This window comes from Mycobacterium sp. SMC-13, from assembly GCF_045311035.1.
GTDB lineage: Bacteria > Actinomycetota > Actinomycetes > Mycobacteriales > Mycobacteriaceae > Mycobacterium.
Map to the genome: position 1 here is coordinate 165,857 of NZ_JBJIAI010000008.1, position 14,175 is coordinate 180,031.

Here is a 14,175-nt window from a genome sequence, read left to right on the forward strand (position 1 = left end):
CCACCATATGGCAGCCCGCCGACAGACCGGGGTTACCTTGGCTGGAGTGAGCAGGATTTTCACCACGAGCGTCGCGTCGGTCTATCCCCACTACGTCAACAAGGTGGAGAAGAAGGGGCGCACGACCGCCGAACTCGACCAGGTCATCTGCTGGCTGACCGGCTTCGACCAGGCCACCCTGGCCGAGCACCTGAAAGCGGAGACGACGTTCGAGGACTTCTTCGCCGCGGCGACACTGAATCCGAATGCCACCCTGATCACCGGTCTGGTGTGCGGCGTCCGCGTCGAGAACGTCGAGGACCCGTTGATGCGGAAAATCCGCTACCTCGACAAGCTGGTCGACGAACTGGCCAAGGGCAAGGCCATGGAGAAGGTGCTGCGCAGCTAGTGCGTGTTGCCGATCAGCTCGACACCGTTGCCGTTCCAGTGGAACCGCACGATGCTCTTGAGCCCGCTGGCCGGGTTGGTGTAGCTCAGGGCGACGGTGTCGCCGGTGGTCTGGGCGAGGTCGATGCCGTTGAACCCGTAGGTGTCGGGCACCCCGGTCGGGATCAACTGGCCCAGGTGGAACATCACGGCGCGGGTGTTCGGCTGTTCGGCGTTGGTGTTCGCTTTCACAATCACCACCGACAGTGGCGCGCACTGGTTGTAGTTCCCGGCCAGCGGTTCGGGGCTCCACCCCTGTTTGCTGCGCGGGTCGGCCGGCAGCGTCGACACCGCTTTGGCGATATCCGGCGCCGTGAGGCTGACGGCGCAGGGGTCGGCCGGGGCCGCGCTGGTCTTCGGACCTGCGGCGACGGTCGGCGCGGCGGTTTTCTTGGCGGCGGCCGGCGCGGTCGGCTCGGGGGTCTTGGAGGCGGTGGAGTCACCCGACCCACAGGCGGACAGGCTTGCCGCCGCGAGTGCGGCCACCGCGATCGTCATCAGTTTCGGTTCGGCGCAGCGCACCCGGCCACCCTATAAGGCGGACCAGGGGGAGTCCGGTCAGCCATGCTGGGCGTACCTGGCCTGATAACCCTCTAGACTCCTTGCATAATGACGACGTCTTCGCCCGAGGCCGACCCGGATTCGGGCGGCCCCAACACCACAGCTGATCCCGCTTCAGAAACCTCCGCCGACACCGGCGCCGAGGTCACTTTCGCCGACCTGAACATCCGTCCGGAGGTGCTGCGGGCGCTGACCGATGTCGGCTACGAATCTCCGTCGCCCATCCAGGCCGCGACCATCCCCGCGATCCTGAACGGTTCCGACGTCGTCGGCCTCGCCCAGACCGGTACCGGCAAGACCGCCGCGTTCGCGGTGCCGGTGCTGTCCAAGATCGACCCGGCGAGCCGCAACACCCAGTGTCTGGTGCTGGCCCCGACGCGTGAACTCGCGCTGCAGGTGGCCGAGGCGTTCAGCAAGTACGGCGCGCATCTGAACGTCAACGTACTGGCGATCTACGGCGGCTCGTCCTACACGCCGCAGCTCGCGGGCCTCAAGCGCGGCGCGCAGGTCGTGGTGGGCACCCCGGGCCGCGTCATCGACCACCTGTCGAAGGGCAGCCTGGATCTCTCGCACCTGGACTACCTGGTGCTCGACGAGGCCGACGAGATGCTGCAGATGGGCTTCGCCGAGGACGTCGAGCGCATCCTCGCCGACACCCCCGAGTACAAGCAGGTTGCGTTGTTCTCGGCGACCATGCCGCCGGCCATCAAGAAGATCACCGCCCGGTACCTGCACGACCCGGTCGAAGTGACCATCAAGGCCAAGGCGCAGACCGCCGAGAACATCACGCAGCGCTACATCCAGGTGGCCGGCCCCCGCAAGATGGACGCCATCACCCGGCTGCTCGAGGTCGAGCCGTTCGAGGCGATGATCGTCTTCGTCCGCACCAAGCAGGCCACCGAGGAAGTTGCCGAAAAGCTCAGGGCCCGTGGCTTTTCCGCGGCCGCGATCAACGGTGACATCCCGCAGGCCGTCCGTGAGCGGACCATCAATGGGCTCAAGGACGGTTCGATCGACATCCTGATCGCCACGGATGTCGCGGCGCGCGGCCTGGACGTCGAACGCATCTCGCACGTGCTGAACTACGACATCCCGCACGACCCCGAGTCCTACGTGCACCGCATCGGGCGCACCGGTCGCGCGGGTCGCTCGGGCACCGCGCTGCTGTTCGTCACCCCGCGCGAACGGCACCTGCTCAACTCGATCGAGCGCGTCACCCGCAAGAAGCTCATCGAGTCCCAGCTGCCGTCGGTCGACGACGTCAATGCCCAGCGCGTGGCGAAGTTCCGCGATGCCATCACCGACTCGCTCAGTGCGCCGGGCATCGAGCTGTTCCGCCGCCTGATCGAGGACTACGAGCGCGACAACAACGTGCCGCTCGCCGAGATCGCGGCGGCCCTGGCGGTGCAGACGCAGGGTGGCGAAGAGTTCCTCATGAAGGAGCCGCCGCCGGAGAAGCGGCGTGAGCGTCCGGACCGTGACGATCGCGGGGACCGTGGCGATCGCGAGCGCAAGCCGCGCTCGACGCGCGACGACCTGGCCACCTACCGCATCGCGGTGGGTAAGCGGCACAAGGTGATTCCGGGTGCCATCGTCGGCGCGATCGCCAACGAGGGCGGTCTGAACCGCAGCGACTTCGGGCACATCAGCATCCGGGTGGATCATTCGCTGGTCGAGTTGCCCGCGAAGCTGAGCAAGGACACGCTCAAAAAGCTGGAGAACACCCGTATTTCGGGCCAGTTGATTCATCTGGAGCTCGACAAGGGTGGACGTTCCGGCGGTTACGAGGATCGTGGCGGACGCCCCGACCGGGGTTCGTACTCGGACCGCGGTGGTCGCCAGGACCGCGGCTCGGACCGGGGTTCGTACTCCGACCGTGGTGGCCGTCAGGGCGGACCGCACAAGGGCCGGGGTCGTGACGACGACCGGCGCGGTGGACACGGCGAAGGTCGAGGCGAGGGCAAGCGTAAGTACAAGTGACCCGGGTTGATTCGCTCACCGGGGTTCGTGCTGTCGCCGCACTGCTGGTGGTCTTGACCCACGCGGCGTTCACGACCGGTAAGTACACCCAGACGTACATCGGACTGATGTACTCGCGCGCGGAGATCGGTGTGCCGATCTTCTTCGTACTGTCGGGCTTCCTGCTGTTCACCCCGTGGGTGAAGGCGCTGGCTCGGGCCGATGCCGAAAAGCCTTACGACGCACCGTCGGTGCGGCGTTACGCGTGGCACCGGGTGCGACGGATCATGCCCGCCTACGTGGTGACGGTACTGGCTGCCTACGCGCTGTACCACTTCCGGACCGCCGGCCCCAACCCCGGACACACCTGGCTGGGGCTGCTCCGCAACCTCACTCTGACCCAGATCTACACCGACAACTACCTGTTCTCCTGGCTGCACCAGGGCCTCACCCAGATGTGGAGCCTGGCGGTGGAAGTTGCTTTCTACGTTGCCCTTCCGGTGTTGGCCTACCTGCTGATGGTGGTGCTGTGCCGGCGGCAGTGGCGGCCGGGCCGGCTGCTGGGTGCGCTGGGCGTCTTTGCCGCATCGAGCCTGGCGTGGCTGACGCTGGTGCACACCACGGATTTCCTGCCCGACGGCGCCCGGCTCTGGTTGCCGACCTACCTGATCTGGTTCGTCGGCGGCATGCTGCTCTCGGTGTTGTCCGTGATGGGGGTGCGGGCCTACGGATTCCTGTGCATCCCACTGGCTTTGGTCTGCTACCTCATCGCGTCGACGCCCATCGCCGGTGCCCCGACGACCTCGCCCGCCACGCTGCCGGAAAGCCTGTGGAAGGCGGTGCTCTACGCCGCCATCGCCACGCTGGTCGTCGCGCCGCTGGGCCTGGGGAACCGCGGTTGGTACGCGTGGCTGCTGGGGAGCCGGCCGATGGTGTTCCTCGGTGAGATCTCCTACGAGATCTTCCTGGTGCACCTGGTCATCATGGAACTGATCATGGTCGAGGTGATGCGCCAACACATCTGGACGGGGTCGACCTTCGCGTTGTTCACCTGGACGATGCTGTTCACGATCCCGGTGTCGTGGCTGTTGCACCGGTTCACGCGGGTGCGGAACTAGGAACAGTCGCAACAGTCGCAGCAGCCATCGCAACAGCAGCCGTCGCAGTCACAGCAGCCGTCGCAGTCGCAGCAACAGCCGCTGCAGTCGCACGCGAAGCAGCCGTCGAACCAGCCGGCCTTGCGCTGGACCCTCTCCTCGGGATTCTCTTCGCCCGTTTCGATCCCGACCACGTCGTCCAGCGGAGCTTCGCCGAATGACGCGACCGGTGGCTCGGCGTCGGGCGGTACCTCCGTCGCCCGGTATCCCGCGTCGCTGAAGGTCCGGTATACGGCCCGCCGCAACTCGCGCGTCAGCAGCCGGTGCACCAGCCGCCCGTCGGTGAACTGCACGTCGGCCAGGGCCAGCTCGATGCCGAGCACCGCGTCGTCACACATGGTCCGGACGTCTCCGATCGGTGTCGCGGTGGCGGCCACCGGATTCCACTTTCCGTGCACCTCGTCGTCGTGCAGATCCTCGACCGCGTCGAGCAGGTGCGCGACCCGCCCGAACAGCTGGCCGACCTCGTGCAGCGGCGCGACATTCGCCGGCCGGCCGGCCAGGATCGCGGTGTGGCCGAACGCCGCGGCGACGGACGTCTCGGTGGGTTCGGTGACCGCGAGCAACGAACCACCCGGTGCCGCAGCGGCTTCCAGCGCCGCCTGCCGCCCGATCGCTTCCATCAGCACGCCGGTATCGAAGCCCAGCGCGGTGCCGACATCCGTACCTTGTCGCTCCCACCGGTCGGCGATCCGTCGGGCCGCAGGCCGCACTCCTGCCGCGGCGAACACCCCGTCGCCGTCATCGACGTGGTCGCGCACCCGTGCCGCCGCGAGCACCAGGGAGACGACGGCCGCCAGCCGAACCGATTCGCCTACCGCGACATCGGCCTTGCGCATGCCGCGCAGCGGACAGCGGCCGGCCTCCCGGCGTCCGGGCGCCGCGGTGGACTGCGCCTCCATCAACGCCGACACGACGAGGCCGTCGTAGTTGGTGGCGACTCGGCCGCCCTGACCGTAGTCATCGCGAAGCGCGAGACAGAGCCCGCACAACTGGGCGGTCCAGACGGCCGCAAGTTCCTTGCCGAGCCGATGCCGGCAGGGCCGGAGGATGCCGAACACGGCTTGAAGATAGCTGTGGCCAGCACAAACCGCAGGCAATCAACCAACACCATCAATTAGGTTATGCTGCCCTAAGAGTCCAATCGGAGGGTGCAGCATGACCGAGTCGAAGCCGTCGCGCGGAATCCAGGGCGCGCTGGTCAAACTGTGGCGGGGCGGCGATTACGAGCTGACCGTCACCGGCCGCACGCAGATCACGCCGCACTACCTGCGGCTGCATTTCACCACCGGCAACCTGCTCGCCGAGCGACCGGTGCACCCGACCATGTGGGTCCGGGGCTGGTTCCCCGACGGCGACAAGGCGCACCAGCGCGGCTACACGCTGGTCAACCCCGATCCGGTGGCCGGCACCACGGACATCGACTTCGCGCTGCACGACGGCCTCGCCACCCGCTGGGCGCAGGACGCCAAGCCCGGTGACACCCTCGAGGTGACGCTGCTCGGCAGCAGCTTCGAGCTGCCCGAGCCCGCGCCGGCCGGATACGTCATGGTCGGTGACACCGCATCGCTGCCGGCCATCAACTCGCTGCTGCAGGCGATCGGCGAGGCGTCCATCCAGGTGTATCTGGAGGCGGGTCACGACGATGACCGCGATCTTCAGGTGGGCACCGGTGCGCCGGGGCTGACCGTCACGTGGGTCGACCGCAAGAACAACGGCGAGGCGCTGGTCGAGACCGTGCGGGCGTCGGCGTTCGACGCCTCCGATCACTTCGGCTGGGTGGCGTGCGACAACCGGACCACCCGCTCGGTGGTCAAGGTGCTGCGCGAGGACTACCAGATTCCGAAGAAGGCGATCAAGGCGCGCGCCTACTGGGAAGCCTGATCGCTCGGAACCAACTGGGACACCACGAATTCGTCGATCATCGCGCGTTCGTCGTCTTCGTCGGCGCCGGGGAACATCAACAGCGATACCAGGATCCGGACCAGCCAGCCGGCCCGGCGGTGCGCGGCTTCGGTCTCCAGTTCGGGCCACGACGCCGACAGGAACGCCGCCACCAGTCCGGTGATGACGTCGGACTGCGCGGCGACCTCGCCACCGATGGGTCGCTGGGTGGCGACGAACCACGATGACAGCGCCGGGCTTTCCCGCACACTGCGCAGCGCGATCGCGACGCCGTCGAGCAGCCGGGTGCGCGGGTCGGTGATGTCGGCGATCTGCTCGCCGACATGGGCGAACACCCGGAACGCCTCGCGGTGCACGTAGGCCAGGTGGAGCACGTCGCGGTTCTCGTAGTACCGGTACAACGTGGCGCGGGAACACCCTGCCGCCCTGGCGATTTCGAGCATCCCGACGGTCGCCGCGTCCTGCTCGGCGAACAGGCGGTCGGCGGCGTCCAGGATGGCCTCCGCCGCGACCTCGGTGCGGCGGCCGGCCAGCCAGTCGTTTGCCATCAGCCGATCGTAAACGGCACCGATAGCGGGCGTCGCACGTAGCTGCCCCCGGCCCACTCGATGTTGTCCTCATCGACGGTGAATTCCGGTATCCGGGAGAGCAGTTCGGTCAGTGCGACGCGGGACTGCATCCGTGCGGCCGCCGCGCCCAGGCAGTGGTGCGCACCGTGGCTGAACGTCAGGATGTTGCGCGGGGCGCGCGTCACGTCCAATTCGCCTGCGTTGGGGCCGTATTGGCGTTCGTCGCGGTTACCGGAACCGTAGAGCAGCAGGGCCTTGCGGCCGGCGGGGATGGTGGTGTCGCCGATGGTGACGTCGCGGGTGGTGGTACGGGCCAGGCCCTGGACCGGCGAGGTGAGTCGGAGCAGTTCGTCGACGGATTCGGTGATGAGGTCCGGGTTCTCCACGAGCAGCCGGCGCTGATCGGGGCGCCGGTGCAGCAGTTGGACTGAGCCGCCCAGCATCCCGGTGGTGGTGTCGTTGCCGCCGGTGACCATGGTGAACGTGAACGCGAGGATCGACAGCACGCCGCTGATGTCGCCGTCGGCGCCGATGCCCGCGGCGACCAGGTGCGACACCGTGTCGTCTTCGGGCTCCTTGCGGCGGCGCTCGATCAGCGCGGTGAAGTACCCCATCATGTCGCCGAGCGCGCTGCCCAGCGTCTCGAGCGCACCGCCGAGGCCGCCCTCGGCGGTGTTGGCCGCGACGATGGCCTCGGTCCAGCCGTCGAACTGGTCGCGGTCGGCTTCGGGAACACCCAGGTAGTGCGCGACGACCATCGACGGCAACGGCTTGAACAGCTCGGCCACGATGTCACCGCCACCGGCGGCCTTGAGCTTCTCGAGTCGCTGCACCACGAACTCGCGCACCTTCGGCTCGACGGCCTCCACCTGGCGCGGTGTGAAGCCGCGCGACACCAGCTTGCGGAATTCGGTGTGCACCGGCGGGTCCGTCATCACCATCGGCGGGTTGTCTTGCAGGCCAATGAGTTCCAGCTCGCCGTAGTTGACGGTCAAGCCCTGCGCCGAGGAGTACGTCTGGTGATCGCGCGCCGCGGTCCAGATGTCGGCGTGCCGGGACAGCACGTAGTAGTCGGCGCCGGGATTGTCGGTGGGTACGACATGGTGGACGGGATCGTGGTCGCGCAGCGCGCGGTACATCGGCCAGGGATCGACCCACCCGGCGGAATCGGCAAGCTGGAACGCCACGGGGGAGCCGGACGTCTCGTGAGACAAAATCGCCGTCATGTCTTATGTGTACGGCGGCGGGGCTGATGTGTCAAGGGTCCATCGGCACGCGCCATGAACACCGCCGAGGTGTTGTGGCGCTGCTGTCCGGCTAGATGCCCGCCCCCGGATTCAAGATGTTGTCGGGATCCAGTGCCGCTTTGATCCGGCGGTTCAGTTCCATGACCTCCGGGCCGAGTTGACCGGCCAGCCAGGGCCGCTTGAGCCGGCCGACGCCGTGCTCGCCGGTGATGGTGCCGCCGAGCGACACGGCCAGGTCCATGATCTCGCCGAACGCGATGTTGGCCCGCCGGGTGTTCTCGGCGTCGTTCGGGTCGTGGACGATCAGCGGGTGGGTGTTGCCGTCCCCGGCGTGCGCAATCACCGAGATCAGCAGGTCGTGCTTGCGGGCGATCTCACCCACGCCGTCGACCAGGTCCGCCAGCGCGGGCAGCGGCACCCCGACGTCTTCCAGGAGCAGTGGGCCCTTGGCCTCCACGGCCGGGATCGCGAACCGCCGAGCGGCCACGAAGGCCTCGCCCTCGTCGGGGTCGTCGGTCAAAAACACCTCTGTCGCACCGGCTTCGGTGAACACGCGGGCCATGAACTCGGTGTCCTCGACGCCCGCCGGGCCGCGGTCGTCGGAGGCCGCCACCAGCATGGCCTTGGCGCCGCGATCCAGGCCCATCTTGAGCTTGTCCTCGACGGCGTTGATGGCGACGTCGTCCATGAACTCCAGCATCGACGGGCGAATCCGGCCGGTGACGGTCACGACGGCGTCGGCGGCCGCGCGCACCGAGTCGAAGCTCGCCACCACGGTGCACCCGCGGTGCTGTGGTGGCAGCAGGCGCAGGGTCGCCTCGGTGACGATGCCGAGGGTGCCCTCGCTGCCGACGAAGAGTTTGGTGAGGCTCAGTCCCGCAACGTCTTTCAGCCGCGGGCCGCCGAGCCGCACCGCCGTGCCGTCGGCCAGCACCACCTGCAGGCCCAGGATGTAGTCGGTGGTGACGCCGTACTTCACGCAGCACAGGCCGCCGGCATTGGTGGCGACGTTGCCGCCGATGCTGCAGATTTCGAACGACGACGGATCCGGCGGATACCAGAGGCCATGGGCCGCAACGGCTTTCTTGACCTCGGCGTTGAGCAGGCCGGGCTGCACCACGGCGGTGCGGGTCGCCGTGTCGACGACGATGTCGCGCATCCTTTCGGTGGTGAGGACGATGCCGCCGTCGACGGCGGTCGCCCCGCCGGACAGGCTGGTGCCGGCGCCGCGCGGCACCACCGCGATCTTGTGCGCGCTGGCCCACCGCAGGACCGTCTGCACCTCCTCGGTGCTGCGCGGCCGTACCACCGCGATGGGGGTGCCGGCGTCGGGATCGAGCGCGCGGTCCTGTCGGTAGGACGCGACGATGTCGGGATCGGTGACGACGGCGTCGGCGGGCAGGTCGGCGATGAGGCTGGGCAGCGCGGTATGCACGCGGGCAAGTCTAGGAGCCCGGTGGTGACCAGCGAAGACTCGCGTCATGTGCCGGGGGCATTAATCCCATGTAACGCCCGTGTTACGGGTATCGTCAGCTATGTGTACAGCAAGGCCTTGTTGGCCGAGATGGGAGCGCTGCGCGACAGCCGTCGCGGAGCGCATGTGTCTGCGACCGCGATCGAGCTCCACGTGCGCGCCGTGAGTCATAGCGTGCGCACGCGCCGGCCGGCTTTCGTGGCCGACGAGGCGCTCGATCTGATCGCGTCAGGGTCGGTGACAACCGTTGCGGCACTCGAGCTTTGGATGGCTGGCCTCTGGCAGCGGGTGCCCGGCGGCTACCTGATCGACGACCGTGAACTGATCGCCCACCTGTCATCTGGTCCGGTGCGGCGCTGGGTGCGCCGGGTGTGGCTCAAGCTCAACAGTGAGTCGGTCATCCCGTTCTGACGGCACCTGCAGTTGCGCGGACGCCGCGTAATGCGGCAAACAACAGGTCGTTCAGCATGTCGATGAGGTGGTCGCGGTCGACGGAGATCGCCCCGACGAGGACCGCGGTGAGCGTCTCGGCGACCCCACCGATGACAAATTGCGCCGCCAGTTGCAGATCGATCGGCCGCGGGTCTGTCGCGGAGCCGCTGAGCCCGGCGACGATGCCCGCGAATCGCTGAGCTTCCGAGAGGCGGCGCGGGCCGAGGACGGGTGAGGACGCGGACTCGATCAGGACGATGCGGCCCTTGCGCCGATCGGTCAGTGCGACGTCGACAAGTGCGCTGAGCGCCGCGCGCGACCGTGCGCGGGGGCCGCCCTTGGTGTCGGCGATCGCGGCGAGTCCACGCTCTTCCACTTCGGCGGTGATCTCGTCGAAAACCGCGATGTGCAGGTCCTCGATGCGTGGAAACGACTCGGCGAAGTAGCGCGCCGCCAGGCCGGCCTGCTCCGCTACGCCACGCAGGGTGGTCGCGGGGATGCCCTTGGTGCCCATCAGCTCCAGGCCTGCCGCGATGAAGCGACGCCGCCGATCGGCGATGCGGTCGGCGCCACTCATGCCGCCGTACTGCCGCGCCTCACTCACGTCACCAATCTTGACACACGCGTTGACAGATGGTTGCCTCATCTCATCTATCAACGCTTGATGACAGATTGGATGCGCGCATGACCATGACTGCATCGCCCGTGGGGGCCGGCGTGGAGCCGTGGCACCCGAGCCAGCCGCATGCCGAGCTGGCGGCCGACGTCCGGTGGTGGTTGGGCTCGCCGCTGAGCCTCGGGCTCTTCGGGCGCCTGGCACTCGACCAGGTGGCATACCGCCCGATCGCGGCAGCGGTCGATTGGTCGGGACGATTTCAGGAGAACTTCACCGACCGGGGTATCCGGTCGCTCGCCTTCGGCATGCTGATGCTGTTCGGCGACGAGGCCGACCGGCGCGGGGACACCGAGGAACTCAAACGGCTGCATGCCGGCGTGCGGGGAACCGGCAACGGTGAGTTCGCCGACACGCGGTTCAGTGCACTCGACCCCGAACTCTGGAATTGGATCGCCGTCAGCTCGCTGAATCTGTTCTACCGGGGCTACGTCGCGGTCCGCGGCGAGAACCTCGATGCCGAGCAGCGCGAGGCGGTGTATCGGACCCTGCGGTGGATGATGAGCTATCTGGAGCTGCCCAGCGCGCGGGCCAAACTGCCCGAGACCCTGGCCGACATGGAGGCGTACTACGACCGCGTCGCCGAACAGCACCTGGCGGACAACGCATTTCTGCAGTATGCCGACGAAAGCTTCGACACGCTGCCCGTGCCGGCCTTGCTGCCGAAGCAACTGCGGGTGCTCCTGCTGCCGCTGTGGAACGTGCTGACACCGATCGCGTTGCGGGTGCCGAAGGTGTTGGGCCGGCGCCATGCCCACCCGAAGATGCGGGAGCTGCTCGATATTCGGTCGACGCCCTTGAACCGGCTCGAATACGCCCTGTATCTGAAGGCCTCTCAGGTGGCCTGGCGGTACCTACCGCGGGCCGTCGTCCTCGATCCGCTGGCATACAACCGCTACCGCTACGAACGGCTGCGGTCGGCCTACCACCGCGTGCAATTGGACAGCTTCGCCGCTTAGCCGCGCCGCCAAGAGGGCAGAATCTTGGGGTGCTGCCACATCCCCGAACCGGAGTGTTGTTCCCGTCCCCGGTCCCGGCCGGCGCGGGCTGGCCCGGGGACCCGGCCGACGCCGACACCCCCGTCGCCCGCACGGCGGCGCAGGTCCGGGCCAGGGCCCGTCGCTGTGCCAGTCTGGCCGACCTCGACGCCCAGGTGTCGGTGTGCCGGGGCTGTCCTCGTCTGGTCACCTGGCGTGAGGACGTCGCCATGCGCACGGTGGCCAAGCGCAAGGCCTATGCCGCCGAACCGTACTGGGGCCGGCCGGCACCGGGGCTCGGCGTGGACCGGCCGCGCATCTGGGTGCTGGGTCTGGCGCCTGCCGCCCACGGTGCCAACCGGACCGGCCGGGTGTTCACGGGCGACCGGTCGGGCGACTTTCTCTTCGCTTCGCTGCACCGCGTCGGCCTGGCCAGCAGCGCCGACAGTATCGATGCGGCAGATGGCTTGACCCTCAACGACATTCGGGTGGTGGCCGCCGTCCGGTGCGCCCCGCCGGACAACGCGCCGACGCCGGAGGAACGTCTCACGTGCGAGCCGTGGCTCAGCGCGGAGTGGCGGCTGACGGGTCAGGACGTCCGGGTCGTCGTCGCACTCGGTGGCTTCGCCTGGAAGGCCGCGCTGGAGTTGACGGGAGCAGGACGGCCGTATCCGAAGTTCGGGCACGGCGCGCTTGCCGTGCTGCCCGACGGGCGGCGGCTCCTCGGCTGCTACCACCCGAGCCAGCAGAACACCTTCACCGGCCGGCTCACCCCGGCCATGCTGGACGACGTGTTCAGCACGGCCAAGGGAATCGCATCCCGCCCCGAAGGGTTGGAATAGATCGTGCAGTTGTCTGTCCTCGATCTCGTCCCGGTCCGTAGCGACCAGTCCACCGGCGATGCCTTCGCCGCCACCGTTCGCCTCGCCAAGGTCGCTGATGAGCTGGGCTACACCCGCTACTGGGTGGCCGAGCACCACAACATGCCCGCGGTCGCCGCCACCAGCCCGCCCGTCGTCCTTGGCTACCTGGCCGCGCAGACCACTCAGATCCGACTCGGCTCGGGCGGCGTGATGCTGCCCAACCACGCGCCGCTGGCCGTCGCCGAGCAGTTCGCGCTCTTGGAGGCGGCAGCGCCGGGCCGCATCGACCTCGGCGTCGGCCGGGCGCCGGGTACCGACCCCGTCACCTCGATCGCGCTGCGCGGCCCGGCCGGGCGCACCGACGAGGACATTCAGCGCTTTCCCGAGTACCTCGACGACGTCGTCGCGCTGATGAGCCCCGGCGGCGTCAAAGTGTCCCTCGAGGGACGAAACCTGTTGGACAAGAACTACATCCTGAAGGCCACCCCGTCGGCGGTGAGCCCGCCGAAACTGTGGCTGCTGGGCTCGTCGATGTATTCGGCGCACCTCGCCGCGGCCAAGGGGCTGCCGTACGTGTTCGCCCACCACTTCTCCGGGCAGGGCACCGAGGAAGCCCTGGCCACGTACCGCGAAGAGTTCCGGCCCAGCGAATTCGCGGACAAGCCAACCACGTTCATGACCGTCAACGCCTGCGTGGCCGAGACGCGCGACGAGGCCGAACAGCTGATCCGCCCCAACCTGCAGATGATGGCATGGCTGCGCACCGGCGAGCCGCTGCGTGCGCTGGATCTGGTCGAAGACTCGGAGCACAACCAGCTCACCGCCACGCAGCAGGCCATCGTCGCCGCGGGAATGGAGCGGGCCGTCGTCGGCGCACCCGCGGAGGCCGCGGACCAAATCCGCGACCTGGCATCGCATTTCGGTGTCGACGAGGTGATGGTCAGCCCCGTCGCCGCCGCTCGCCGGGGCTGCGATCCAGCCACCGCCCCGGCTCGCGAGACGACGCTACGGCTGCTCGCCGAGCAGCTGCTCTAGCGGGGCGTCAGCGCGACCACCGGGATCGGCCGGGTGGTGCGCTTCTGATATCCCGCGTACCGGTTGGCGTTGTTCTTGTTCACGATCTGCCACAGCCGCGCGTAGTCGGGGTCGTCCTTGCCGACCACGCGCGCGGTCACCGGGATCCGCTTCGTCCCGACGTTGATCTCGATCTCGGGCTTGGCCTTCAGGTTGAAGTACCAGCCGGGCGCCGTCGGCTCGCCGCCCTTGGACGCGACCACAAGGTAGGCGTCGCCGTCCTTCGCGTAGGTCAGCGATGTGGTGCGTGCCAGGCCCGTCTTGGCGCCGACGGTGTGCAGCAGCAGGCTCGGCGGGACGCCGGGGAACTGGTGCCCGATCCGGCCTTCGGTCTTCTGGTAGATCCGGTCGTGCATTTTCAGCAACGGGAGACCGAGGTATTTCTCCCACAGGGGCATGCTCATGGCTGCAAGTCTGCCTGCGGATCAGACAGCCGCGCCACCGCCTCCAGTAGGATCTTTCCGCTGGTCTCCCGGTCCGGATCACGGCGCAGCAGCATCCCTTTGGCAAACGCCAGCTTGTCGCCCAGCTTGCGCGGGACGACGTGCAGGTGGATGTGGAACACCGTCTGAAATGCGGCTTTGCCGTCGTTGATCGCGACGTTGTTACCGTCGGCGTGGAGGCCGGACTCGCGCGACGCCTGGGCGATGCGCTGACCGAGCTTGGCCATACCGGCCACCACGTCCGGCGGGGTGTCGACGAGGTTCTCGTAGTGCTGCTTGGGGACCACCAGGGTGTGGCCGCGGGAGAACGGGCGAATGTCCAGGAACGCCACGTAGTCGGTGTCTTCGTAGACGCGCACCGCGGGCGCCTTCCCGGCGACGATGTCGCAGAACACACAGGCCATCAGTTCACGGT

The 14,175-nt window shown here is 68.2% G+C and carries 16 protein-coding genes; 8 read left to right on the plus strand and 8 right to left on the minus strand.

Annotation, left to right across the window (positions count from 1 at the left end; genetic code table 11):
• The first annotated feature begins 7 nt into the window (after positions 1-7).
• Complete coding sequence (locus tag ACJH6I_RS14250; protein ID WP_318986595.1) at positions 8-388, plus strand: DUF2200 domain-containing protein; 381 nt, start codon at positions 8-10, stop codon at positions 386-388.
• On the opposite strand, the gene ACJH6I_RS14255 is transcribed toward ACJH6I_RS14250, so the two are convergent.
• On the minus strand, positions 385-924 hold the full coding sequence (locus ACJH6I_RS14255) for an LppP/LprE family lipoprotein (RefSeq protein ID WP_212812598.1): 540 nt from the start codon (positions 922-924) through the stop codon (positions 385-387). The genes ACJH6I_RS14250 and ACJH6I_RS14255 overlap by 4 nt on opposite strands.
• Positions 925-1,035: 111 nt before the next feature.
• Here ACJH6I_RS14255 and ACJH6I_RS14260 point away from each other — a divergent pair, with 111 nt between their 5' ends.
• Positions 1,036-2,967: a DEAD/DEAH box helicase gene (locus ACJH6I_RS14260; RefSeq protein WP_318986594.1), complete on the plus strand. Its 1,932-nt coding sequence runs from the start codon at positions 1,036-1,038 to the stop codon at positions 2,965-2,967.
• Positions 2,964-4,064: an acyltransferase gene (locus ACJH6I_RS14265; protein ID WP_318986593.1), complete on the plus strand. Its 1,101-nt coding sequence runs from the start codon at positions 2,964-2,966 to the stop codon at positions 4,062-4,064. Before ACJH6I_RS14260 ends, ACJH6I_RS14265 begins: the two co-directional genes overlap by 4 nt.
• On the opposite strand, the gene ACJH6I_RS14270 is transcribed toward ACJH6I_RS14265, so the two are convergent.
• Positions 4,061-5,164, minus strand: coding sequence for a DUF5685 family protein (locus tag ACJH6I_RS14270; RefSeq protein ID WP_318986592.1), 1,104 nt, complete (start codon positions 5,162-5,164; stop codon positions 4,061-4,063). The genes ACJH6I_RS14265 and ACJH6I_RS14270 overlap by 4 nt on opposite strands.
• Before the next feature lie 97 nt (positions 5,165-5,261).
• Between ACJH6I_RS14270 and ACJH6I_RS14275 the strand changes: the two genes are divergently transcribed.
• A complete protein-coding gene (locus ACJH6I_RS14275; protein ID WP_318986591.1) occupies positions 5,262-5,987 on the plus strand; it encodes a siderophore-interacting protein in 726 nt (241 codons plus the stop codon).
• Here the strand turns inward: ACJH6I_RS14275 and ACJH6I_RS14280 are convergent.
• The 3 genes from ACJH6I_RS14280 to ACJH6I_RS14290 all read right to left on the minus strand — a co-directional run bounded on the left by ACJH6I_RS14280 (position 5,972) and on the right by ACJH6I_RS14290 (position 9,307).
• Positions 5,972-6,556 carry a helix-turn-helix domain-containing protein gene (locus tag ACJH6I_RS14280; RefSeq protein WP_318986590.1) on the minus strand — a complete coding sequence of 195 codons (585 nt, stop codon included), beginning with the start codon at positions 6,554-6,556 and terminating at the stop codon, positions 5,972-5,974. The two genes, ACJH6I_RS14275 and ACJH6I_RS14280, sit on opposite strands and share 16 nt — an antisense overlap.
• Positions 6,556-7,803: a cytochrome P450 gene (locus tag ACJH6I_RS14285; protein ID WP_318986589.1), complete on the minus strand. Its 1,248-nt coding sequence runs from the start codon at positions 7,801-7,803 to the stop codon at positions 6,556-6,558. Before ACJH6I_RS14285 ends, ACJH6I_RS14280 begins: the two co-directional genes overlap by 1 nt.
• A 91-nt stretch (positions 7,804-7,894) precedes the next feature.
• A complete protein-coding gene (locus ACJH6I_RS14290) occupies positions 7,895-9,307 on the minus strand; it encodes an FAD-linked oxidase C-terminal domain-containing protein (RefSeq protein WP_318986588.1) in 1,413 nt (470 codons plus the stop codon).
• Here ACJH6I_RS14290 and ACJH6I_RS14295 point away from each other — a divergent pair.
• Entirely contained in the window at positions 9,284-9,709 is a 426-nt protein-coding gene (locus tag ACJH6I_RS14295) for a hypothetical protein (RefSeq protein WP_244872640.1), read from the plus strand. The genes ACJH6I_RS14290 and ACJH6I_RS14295 overlap by 24 nt on opposite strands.
• Here ACJH6I_RS14295 and ACJH6I_RS14300 read toward each other — a convergent pair.
• Positions 9,696-10,334 carry a TetR/AcrR family transcriptional regulator gene (locus tag ACJH6I_RS14300; protein ID WP_244872639.1) on the minus strand — a complete coding sequence of 213 codons (639 nt, stop codon included), beginning with the start codon at positions 10,332-10,334 and terminating at the stop codon, positions 9,696-9,698. The genes ACJH6I_RS14295 and ACJH6I_RS14300 overlap by 14 nt on opposite strands.
• 80 nt (positions 10,335-10,414) lie before the next feature.
• On the opposite strand from ACJH6I_RS14300, the gene ACJH6I_RS14305 reads away from it, so the two are divergent.
• The 3 genes from ACJH6I_RS14305 to ACJH6I_RS14315 are packed head-to-tail and all read left to right on the plus strand — an operon-like array spanning position 10,415 to position 13,278.
• A complete protein-coding gene (locus tag ACJH6I_RS14305; protein ID WP_318986587.1) occupies positions 10,415-11,362 on the plus strand; it encodes an oxygenase MpaB family protein in 948 nt (315 codons plus the stop codon).
• 29 nt (positions 11,363-11,391) lie between these two features.
• The gene (locus ACJH6I_RS14310) at positions 11,392-12,222 is read left to right on the plus strand and encodes a uracil-DNA glycosylase (RefSeq protein ID WP_318986586.1); all 831 of its coding nucleotides are present in this window, start codon (positions 11,392-11,394) and stop codon (positions 12,220-12,222) included.
• Positions 12,223-12,225: 3 nt separating this feature from the next.
• Positions 12,226-13,278, plus strand: coding sequence for an LLM class flavin-dependent oxidoreductase (locus tag ACJH6I_RS14315; protein ID WP_318986585.1), 1,053 nt, complete (start codon positions 12,226-12,228; stop codon positions 13,276-13,278).
• On the opposite strand, the gene ACJH6I_RS14320 is transcribed toward ACJH6I_RS14315, so the two are convergent.
• Both ACJH6I_RS14320 and ACJH6I_RS14325 read right to left on the minus strand, forming a co-directional pair.
• Entirely contained in the window at positions 13,275-13,721 is a 447-nt protein-coding gene (locus ACJH6I_RS14320) for a nitroreductase family deazaflavin-dependent oxidoreductase (protein ID WP_318986584.1), read from the minus strand. The two genes, ACJH6I_RS14315 and ACJH6I_RS14320, sit on opposite strands and share 4 nt — an antisense overlap.
• Positions 13,718-14,164, minus strand: a complete 447-nt coding sequence (locus ACJH6I_RS14325; RefSeq protein ID WP_318986583.1) for an HIT family protein — start codon at positions 14,162-14,164, stop codon at positions 13,718-13,720. Before ACJH6I_RS14325 ends, ACJH6I_RS14320 begins: the two co-directional genes overlap by 4 nt.
• Positions 14,165-14,175 lie beyond the last annotated feature (11 nt).